The 7,392-nt window shown below is 67.7% G+C and carries 2 protein-coding genes; both read left to right on the top strand.

Translation table 11 applies throughout. The annotated features are described in order from the left end of the window. Positions 1-208 precede the first annotated feature (208 nt). Entirely contained in the window at positions 209-1,270 is a 1,062-nt protein-coding gene (locus tag ACIQE0_RS36855; protein ID WP_402340207.1) for an IS110 family transposase, read from the top strand. A 650-nt stretch (positions 1,271-1,920) separates the two neighbouring features. Beyond that, a complete protein-coding gene (locus tag ACIQE0_RS36850) occupies positions 1,921-7,386 on the top strand; it encodes an amino acid adenylation domain-containing protein (RefSeq protein WP_402340204.1) in 5,466 nt (1,821 codons plus the stop codon). The last annotated feature ends 6 nt before the right edge of the window (positions 7,387-7,392 follow it).

Here is a 7,392-nt window from a genome sequence, read left to right as displayed (position 1 = left end):
GGCCCAGGCCGCCCACCAGGCACCACCCGACCACCCCGCACCCGCTACCCAGCAGGCAAAACACACCCAACACCCAAGAAAAAGAACACCGTTGCGACCGGCAAAGCCGGTCGCAACGGTAAAAAGTAAAGCCCAGATCCTCAAGATCCAGTGTCTACGGTGTCCAAACTCCAGGGTCAGGGCCCGGGAGGACCTGGAGCCCGAGAGCGTGGTGGTCTGTATCGAGACCGACCGCGGCCCGTGGGTGCAGGCCCTGCTCGCGGCCGGTTACCAGGTCTACGCCGTCAACCCGAAGCAGGCCGCCCGGTTCAAGGAGCGCTACAGCACCTCCGGAGCGAAGAGCGACAAGGGCGACGCCCACGCACTCGCGGACATGGTCCGTATCGACCGTGCCCAGTTGCGGCCGATCGCCGGCGACAGCGACTTGGCCCAGGCCGTCAAGGTCATCGCCCGCGCCCACCAGACCCTGGTCTGGGAACGCACTCGCACCTTTCAGCGGTTGCGCAACACGCTGCGCGAGTACTTCCCCGGCGCCCTGGCCGCCTACGCCGGGCTGGAGCTGACCAGCACCGATGCGCTGGAACTACTCGTCAAGGCCCCCACCCCGGAGACGGGGAAGAAGCTGACGAAGACCCAGACCACGGCAGTCCTCGCCCGGCACCGCCGCCGAAACCGGGACCAGAAGGCCGCCGCCATCGCCGCGACGCTGCGCGAACCCCAACTCGGTGTCTCCGAGCCCGTGACCGCCGCCTACGCGGCGGCGGCCACCGCGCTCGCTCGGCTGCTGATCGCGCTGAACGAGCAGATAGACACGCTGGAGACCGAGGTGAAGGCCCATTTTCGGGCGCACCCGGACGCTGACATCTACCTGTCGATGCCCGGCATCGGCGAGATCGTCGGGGCCCGGGTGCTGGCCGAGTTCGGCGACGACCCCGACCGCTACATCTCTGCGAAAGCGAGGAAGAACTACGCCGGCACCAGCCCCATCACGAGGGCCTCCGGCAAGGTCCACACCGTCCAGGCCCGCTTCGTCCGCAACGACCGCCTCGCCGACGCCCTCCAGCGCCAGGCATTCTGCGCACTCCAGAACTCGCCCGGAGCCCGCCGCTACTACGACAAGCAGCGCGCCCGCGACCTCGACTACAACCCCGCCCTGCGACACGTCGGCAACCGCCTCGTCGGCATCCTTCACGGATGCCTCAAGACCCGCACCCACTACGACGACCGCCTGGGCCCACCACGGCTAACTACCAGCAGCGGCCTGACTTGACACCCATAAGTGATGGGATGTCTCACAGCACAGTGACGTCCGGCGGCGCGCCCTTCTTGCGGCGCGCGGCGCGTTTCAATCCTCGGAGCGGAACGTGTTGTTGCAGTTCTGTCAGCTCCGCCACCGCGGTAGGGCGGGTGTCATACGGGTGCCTCTTTCGGGGGCGTATGGAAGAGGCTGAGCCGGACTGGCAGCTTGTGCGAGTCCCTGCGCGTGGCCGACGAACTGGGCGACGACGGTCGCGATCCCGGCGTCTCCACCGGCATCCGCCAGCGGCCAACGGAGGAGGCTTCTCGTATCGCGGTGGAAGCGGTACGGAATGTGGAGAGGGCGGTCGAAAGAAGTGCTGTTCGCCCTTTTGTGGCGAGCGGACATGCGTGGTTTTTGCCGACTACGCTGAGGGAATCACGGTGCGGTCACAGGCGCGTCGACGGGGCGCACGCCAACCATATCTCGAGACCGTACCTCCGCTCCCGAGCGACAAGCAAAGGAGACGGCGGATAGGGCGCCGTTCAAAAAGCGCCCCTCTCGCAAAACAATCGTTCGTGAGTATGATCAGCACACCAAGGCAGCCGGTGTGCTGTTGCGTTTTCAAGTGACGTACCTGAGCGGCGGCACAGCCGCATCTTTCCGCGCGAGGAGAGAAAGCCATGCACGTAACCGAGACTGTCATAATTCCGGACTGTGTCGCCGCAGGTGAAATGACATCGGCGCGACTTCTGAGCGTCGTTCTCAGCATTCTGCAATGGCGTACCGGTCGCGGTGACGAATTCACGGTCGAGCAATCTGAGAGCATATTCACCTCCCGACCGAACGAAACGCTGGCCGGGCGAGCGGAACGGCTCGCCGCATTTCTGAAGGGAAACACCGACTGGGCGGTGCGAGGTGATCCCGCCTCGTCCGAACCGGTGGGTTTCCTCTTGTCGTCGGCGTCCGCACACGAGGCTGGTGACGCACAGGACAAGTCCCTGGTGGTGGTAGGCCGGCCTTCCGCACACGGCACGCCCGTACTGTCCCTGACCGCTTCGCGGTCCTACGCCTCTATTCTCCCCCTGGACACGGTCGCTCAGGAGATCCAGGAGCTGTGCGCGCGCTGGGACCATGTGTGCGACCGTCCGATCGCCCGGCTCGACCTCGTGCGGCAAGCCGACGCGGACGTCCAAGACTCCCTGAACAGGACACCGCACCGTCAGTTCGCCAACTCGAGCATTCCGGCTCAAGTGCTGGCGCACGCCGCGCAGGATCCACACCGGGTTGCGGTCACGACGCAGGAGGGCGACACCACTTACGCAGAGCTGGACCAACTCTCCGGCGTCCTCGCCAACGAGCTTGTGGGCGCGGGAGTCGTCGCCGGGTGCGTCGTTCCGATCGTGACAAGGCGCGGCCTCTTCCACGTCGTCGCCATGCTCGCCGTTATGCGCATCGGCGCCGCGTACAGCTGTTTCGACGCCGAGAACCTCAATAACCGTGACCTGGAGGTACTTTCCACCCTCGCCTCCGACTGGGTCCTGGTCGACAGCGAGGCAGGCGTCTGCGACGAGGACAGCGCCGGCGCGTCGGACCGGGTCTTGTTCCGGCACTTCGCCAGCCGGTGCCTCATCCGGGGACTCCACACGAACACACCATCGGCGGCCCCGACTCCTCCCACGTCGGCCACGACCGTTCCAGTCACAGGCGACATGCTCACGCACGTGATTCACACCTCGGGGTCCACCGGCATCCCGAAGCCGGTCGGAATCCGCCACGAGAGCGTCCTCAACTTCTCGCTCCACTCGGACTCCCTGCCCGGCGAGCACCGCCGCGTCTTCGTCCACCACTCGTCCATGTCCTTCGACGCGGCCACCTTCGAGCTGTGGACTCCCCTGATTCGCGGCGACCGTGTGGTAATCGCTCCACCAGGCCGTGTCACACCGCGGACTCTGGGCACGCTCATGAGACAGCACAGTGTGACCACGCTGTTCATGACCATCGCACTCCTCCAGGCCCTCACGACGGACGACGTCACCCTGATCGACGGTCCCATCGAGATCTTCACCGGCGGCGACGTCATCGACGCGACGGTCATCCGTGCGATGCTGGAGGCCGACCCCAGGCGGTCCGTCACAGTCGCCTACGGCCCGGCCGAGACGACGGTCTGGGTGACCGACCGGCGCTACGAGAAGGCGGCGGACGTCCCCCGGAAGGTGCCTCTCGGCATCCCGGTCCAAGGCACCCAGGTCCAGGTGCTGGATCCGCTCGGCCGACGACTGCCGCCAGGAGTGCCGGGAGAACTCTGCGTCGCCGGCGTTCCCGTCTCCGCTGGCTACCTCGGCGATAAAGCGGCGACGTCGGCCAAGTTCGTCCCATGCACCTGGAGTACGCAGGAGCTGACCATGTACCGGACCGGCGACATAGTGCGCCGGGACATCACCGGCGAACTGGAATTCCTGGGCCGGGTGGATTCCCAGATCAAGGCCAGCGGCTTCCGGATCGAGCCGGACGAGGTCGAGGCCGTGCTGCGACGCCATCCGGGGACCGCGGGCATCGCAGTCGCGGCGGTGCCGGACAGCCTCGGGCGCCCGCAGCTCCATGCGTGGATCACACCGCGCGAGCCGGGTTTGACGGTGGAGGACATGCAGGACCACGCCCGCAGCCATCTACCTCAGTACATGGTTCCCGCACGCTATTGGGCCGCCACGACCATCCCGCTCAACCGGAGCGGGAAGGTAGACCGCAAGGCGCTCGCGGCCGGCACCTTCACTCCACTCCCCTCCCGGCACATGGGCGAGGACCTGGAGACCTCGACCGAGCACCTCGTGGGCGAGATCTGGCAGCAGGTGCTCGGCTGCGGGGATGTCGCCCGGGACGACGACTTCTTCACCATCGGCGGCACCTCGCTCGCCGCTCTTCGGGTCATGGCGACGATCGAGAAGACGGTGTCCGCCGCGCTGCCCCCGGGTACGGCCTTCCGGCACCGGACTCCGCGTGCCCTCGCCCTCGCCGTGGAAGCAGCGCACGAGGTCGGCCCGGCAGAAGCGGCGGCCACTGAACGAAGAGGCGACCGTCAGCCCCTGTCCTCCGACCAGTCCTCGCTTGTCTTCATGCAGCAGCTGTTCGGCGACGAGAAGCCCGTCTACCACGTGCCCCTGCTCTTCGAACTGACCGGCGACGTCGATGCGGAACGGCTATGCCGAGCGGTGGATGCTGTGGTGGTGAACGAGACCGCCCTCACGCGCGCACTCTCCGCGGAGGCGGGTACCTACTGGACCATTCCGGTCTCGAAGCCGCCGCGAGCCGCGCTCCTCGACCTCACCTGCGAGTCACCGGCCGACGCCGAACGGCAGGCCGAGGCTATCGTGAAGGACGTCTGCACCCGCCCTTTCGCCGAGGGTGAGGCGCTTTTCCGTTGCGTCGTGCTGCGCTGCCACGGGGGCCGTACTGTTCTGGCCGCGGTCGCACACCACGTCGTGTTCGACGGCGCGTCCCGTACGCTCTTCATGCACCGTCTGGAGGCCGCGTACAACGGAGGGTCGCTTCAACCGTCGCGCTACCCGTTCACCGCACCCGTGGACCGGGAACCGAGTCCGGCCACGGAGGCCTACTGGCGGAAGGTCTTCCCGGGCCCTCCGCCCATGCTCGAACTCTCCGCGAAACAGCGGCCGGAGGCACTCAGTGGCGCTGGCCGAGCCCACCGGTTCGACTGGTCAGACCTGCTGCCGCGGGTTGAGGCCGTGGCAGACCGGGTGGGCGGGACTGTGACCTCCGTCCTGCTCGCCAGCTTCACGGCCGTCCTCGGCCGCTTCGCCCGCCAGGACGACGTGGTCGTCGCCACGGCCTTCTCCGGGCGCCACCGGCATGAGACCGCCGACGCGATCGGCATGCACATGCGCACGCTGCCCGTGCGCATGAAGATCAACGCGACTGTGCCGAGCGACCGCTTCGTCGAGTCGGCACGGGATCTTCTCCTGGAGGCTCTGGAGCACTCCGACTGCGGCCTGGACCGCATCGTCGCGCTGGCTGGCGCCGAACGGGACATCTCCCGCGTGCCTTTGGCGCAGACGATGCTCGTCGTCAATGAAGAGGACGACGGGTGGTTCCGGTCGGTCGAGGGCGTGGAGTGCGCTCCTGTGCACATCGACATGGGGGTCTCAGGCTTCGACCTGGCCGTGTCCTTCGCCGTTTCGGACAGCCGGCTCATCGGCGTCGCCGAGTACGCCCACGAGGTGCTCTCGCCGCAGCTGGTCGTCGCGCTGGTCGATGCGTGGTACGTCCTGCTGGGCGGAATCCACGATTCTCCTGAGGAGCCGATCGGCTCGCTCGCGCTAATGTCGGACGCCGAGCGGAACGCCGTCGTCCGACGGGGAACCGGAGCTCCGAGCGTGCTTCCGGCCAACACACTGTGGGACGCCGTCGCACGGTGGGAGCGCGAGACGCCCTCAGCCCCCGCCCTGAGGACGACCGACTCCACCACGAGCTACACGGAGTTGATGGCGCATGCCCGCAGTGTGCGGGCCGGGCTCCTGCGCAAGGGGGTCCGGGCCGGGGACGTCGTGGCCCTCAGCCTGCCGCGCGGCGTCGGCGTGATCGAGACGATGCTCGCCGTCGCCGGGCTGAGCGCCGCCTACCTGCCGCTGCCGTCCGACTCCTCGCCGCAGCGGCTCAGGGATCTGATGAGCTCTGTGGGATCGACCTGGCTGATCACGGGTGGGGACGCGCCGGACGTCAACGGGGTGCAGCACCTGTCGTTGGCGCGCCTCACGGACGTCTCCGGCACGCCGGAGACCGGTGAGCATACGAACGGACCCGAGATACACGATCTGCTGTGCGTGATGACCACCTCAGGGACGACCGGCCGGCCCAAGGCCATCGGTTTGTCACACGCCAACCTGCTGTCGTTCGCCGCGGACCCCGGCTTCGACAGCGGACACGAGGTCGTCGTTTTCCACGCGCCGCACAGCTTCGACGCCGCAACCTACGAGATCTGGGTCCCGCTCGTTCGCGGCAACACCGTCTTCGTCGCGCCGGACCAGCAGTTCGACCTGGCGGACTACCGATGGCTCGTCGAGGAGTCGGGGGCCACAGCCCTGCACGTGACGGCCGGGCTCTTCCGCGCCCTCGCCCAGACCGACCCCGCCTGCTTCGCGGGCCTGAAGACCGTGGTCACCGGCGGTGACGTCGTGACGGTCGAATCCGTCCGGCAGGTGCTGAGTGCCTGCCCGGATCTCGTTGTTCTGCACACTTACGGCCCCACGGAGACGACCACGTTCGTCACGACCGTGGGCATCGACGCCTCAACCGACTTGAGCGGGCTCAAGCGCCTGCCGCTCGGAGACCCGACCGCGGGAACCCGGATCCATGTGCTCGATCGGGCCCTCAAGCCCGTACCGCCGGGATGTCTGGGAGAGATCTGCATCGCTGGCGACGGAGTGGCTGTGGGATACCTCTCCGCCGACCAAACCGCGCACGGCCGCTTCGTCGCCGATCCCGTCGGCGGCTCCGGCGCACGCATGTATCGGACCGGTGACATCGGCTACTGGTCAGCATCCGGCCTCAAATTCGTCGGCCGCGCCGACCAGCAGGTGAAGATCCGGGGATACCGGGTCGAGCCCGGCGAGGTCGACCATGTGATCCGGGCGCAGCCGGAGGTGGCGGACGTGGCCGTACACGCGCTGGACGGCGGAGAACGCGGCAAGTACCTGGGTGCCATCGTGGTTCCGGACGATGGTGTGCACCTCACTGCGCGGGCGCTGCGCGCTCGTCTGCAAGAGACGTTGCCCGACTACCTCGTACCGTCCCGCGTCGTCGTCCTGCCCGCGCTGCCCATGACGCGCAACGGCAAGGTCGACATGAGTGTCCTGCGCGAGCCGCCCGCTGCCGCCGAAGCCAGCGTCCCCTCGGCCGGGCGCAGCGCCCCCGAACACACGAAGCCCGGCGTCGTCCTCACCTGCATGCGGGAGGTCCTCTGCGCGCCTGCGCTCTCTGAGGACGACAACTTCTTCGACTTTGGTGGCTCGTCCCTGGACGCCATGCGGCTCGCGGCGAAGATCCGCGACGTCGGCCTGCCCTGTTCCGTGCGCGACGTCTACCGCCTCCAGACCGCCAACCTCCTGGCCCAGTCCTGCCAGTCCGCCCTCTGAGGCTCC

Source organism: Streptomyces sp. NPDC093097 (assembly GCF_044754325.1).
Classification (GTDB): domain Bacteria; phylum Actinomycetota; class Actinomycetes; order Streptomycetales; family Streptomycetaceae; genus Streptomyces.
This window is presented reverse-complemented; position numbering and strand designations above follow the sequence as displayed.

What these genes read in the sequence shown, in the direction of transcription:
- ACIQE0_RS36850 (WP_402340204.1), top strand. Translation starts at nt 1,921, where the DNA reads ATGCACGTAACCGAGACTGTCATAATTCCGGACTGTGTCGCCGCAGGT.